Genomic DNA, 2,330 nt, shown 5'->3' on the forward strand with positions numbered 1-2,330 from the left:
ACTTTTGGGCAGCCCATCATCTACACGCGAAAGGACAACCAGCAATCTTTTCGTATCACAGCGATTTACGGCATTAAGCATTCAGAATCGGACGCCGGTGGCAGAATCCCTACCACAATTGCAAGAAAGGAACTTGATCTTTGTATCAATGACATTGGAGGATTACCACCAAAACCTCAAGATAGTGTTGTAATCATTTCCCCTGAAAACAACAAAGCCCCCTCTTCTCAAGAGCACTTCACTGTTACAGATGTCCAAGCCTCTGAATCCGGTATGTATAAGCTTATCTTGCGGGAGAAAAAACAATGAGGAACCTTTGTCTTGTGTGTTTCAAAATCAATAAGGCTGCCCAAGAACCCGGATTACTGCTGCAAACCTTGGATTTGGAATAGCACTAAATCGGTAGTTCCATGGTGCGCCGGTACGGTGACTGATGTGACATCCTTGGTATGTTATAGTTACTGATGCAATTCTTGCCCAAGTAGTCCTTTCATTATCTTCAGGGCTTTCAAATACAATAGCTTGATTTGTTACTAAAAGACGTCCTAAAATTGGAGTATTTTCGCCAATATCAAAGGTAACGCGTTCTTGAACTCCCAACAGTTTTTCATTTTGTACTAAACGATAATCATATTCACTTGCGTCAAGTTCTTGAAACATTTCACATGCTTCCTCAAAATTAGAGGGAGGAATATCTGATTGCCACAGAGCAACTTCTTGCTCAAAGCTTTTTTCCTTTTTTGTCTCACGATAGGCAATAATAACAAAAATTAAAACAATAAAAATGGGTACTAATAACCATGGCGTAATAGTTACTGTTACCACAATGCCTCCAATCAGTAGAGCACAAAGAAGAACGATCTGTACCCTCTTTTCTAACCGTTTTTTTTCAAGTTCCGGCGACATTTTATTAACAACTGATAAATCAGAAGAAGGATGGATATGCGGGGGAGGCATTAAAACCTGCTCTGAAACCTTTTCTTTAAAACGTTTGTTGCGTTTATCTTGCCAATGAACAAAAATAGACAATGCAATAAATGCAAAGAAAATTAACCTGAACCATCCCCAAAAACCTAGACCATCATTTTCGTCTGACTTTTTATCTTGAACATGGATACTTTGCTTATCAGTATTCTCAGGTAGTGCCTTTGTCACGCTTTCATTTTGAGTAGCAACATCTATTAATAAAGTTGAGGAGGAGGAAAAAATTTCATTATTGTACGCAACTTGATCTGGTTTGATTTTGTGAAAAAAAAACGCACCTAATATTGCAGAGCCGAGAAATAATAAGACTCCAATGCCAAGGGTTTTCAATCCATTTTTGCACCATTTTTTTATACACACTAAAACAAGTCCGACAACCATCACCGGTAACGACAACAAACATACGATCATCGCAATTGTATCAAGTATGTCGAGCATTATTGTCCCCTCCACTATAAATAAAAAACTAAGCTGGAAAATCTAAAGTGAGTCGACAAATAAAGTAAATATGTGCTTATGATTTTTAGAAAAAAGTGATATTATTATAGGAGTATGAATAATCGAAACAGGAACCTAACGAACACCTTAAATACTAAGCAGATAAGCTACCGAGATAGTTTATTTTCGCACATTAAAGGCTTTGACTCATTGTATGTTACTCGCATATAGTGATTTTGTGGGGTGTCGTTATGCTATAACACACCTTCATAGGAAAGCATAACGACGGACTTACTACCGTGTTTTTCAGTGCTCGGCACTTTCTAATTAAAGAGTCAATGAAAAACGTCTAAGTAGTAAGGAGTTCACCATGAATACTCTATAGAAATTAAAGAACAAACTATTGGCCAAGTAAACAGTTCAAACTGTTAACGCACGTGAATTATATTGCGTTTTTGGAAATAAAGTCTGAATTTAGAAAACGGTGGAAAAGAAAAAGAATACCACATTACATTAGACATGGCTAAACATCTTTCGATTATAGAGCGTAATGACAAAGGGCATGAGGCACGTCAATACTTTAACAAATGTGAACGGCTTTTGAAACAAGTAGCAACACCGCAGGTAGCCACACCACAAGTTGATTATTCCAAACCCGAAGCATTACTTGGTGTCTTGAATCACTTACAAAGTCAAATCAAGCAAAAGGATAATACCATTGCCGAATTAGCTCCAAAAGCAGAGGCTTTGGAAGGTTTAAAGCGTTCTGATGGTTTGTTCGGTCTTATCGAAGCAGCGAAGATGCTTGAAGTGCGACCAAAAGATTTAACCGATTACTTGCGTAAACATGATTGGGTCTATCGGCGTGCTCCAGGAGCGCCATTGTTACCTTATCAGGATAAGATCAA

General features: G+C 38.0%; 2 protein-coding genes and 1 pseudogene. 2 read left to right on the forward strand and 1 reads right to left on the reverse strand.

The window, feature by feature from the left end; genetic code table 11:
* Positions 1-309: hypothetical protein (locus ACFIQE_RS09665; RefSeq protein WP_375707635.1), on the forward strand; the 309-nt coding region annotated here is incomplete at its 5' end.
* A gap of 27 nt (positions 310-336) precedes the next feature.
* On the opposite strand, the gene ACFIQE_RS09670 is transcribed toward ACFIQE_RS09665, so the two are convergent.
* Positions 337-1,422, reverse strand: coding sequence for a hypothetical protein (locus ACFIQE_RS09670; RefSeq protein WP_375621835.1), 1,086 nt, complete (start codon positions 1,420-1,422; stop codon positions 337-339).
* A 381-nt stretch (positions 1,423-1,803) separates the two neighbouring features.
* Here ACFIQE_RS09670 and ACFIQE_RS09675 point away from each other — a divergent pair.
* Positions 1,804-2,330 (forward strand): annotated as a pseudogene (locus ACFIQE_RS09675) (phage antirepressor KilAC domain-containing protein); the annotation flags it as partial.

The sequence above is a fragment of the Bartonella sp. AA1HLJMS genome (assembly GCF_042197445.1).
In the GTDB taxonomy this organism is placed as follows: Bacteria; Pseudomonadota; Alphaproteobacteria; order Rhizobiales; family Rhizobiaceae; genus Bartonella.

Excerpts from the sequence above, each read along its gene's own strand:
- ACFIQE_RS09670 (WP_375621835.1), bottom strand. The coding sequence starts at position 1,422 with ATGCTCGACATACTTGATACAATTGCGATGATCGTATGTTTGTTGTCG.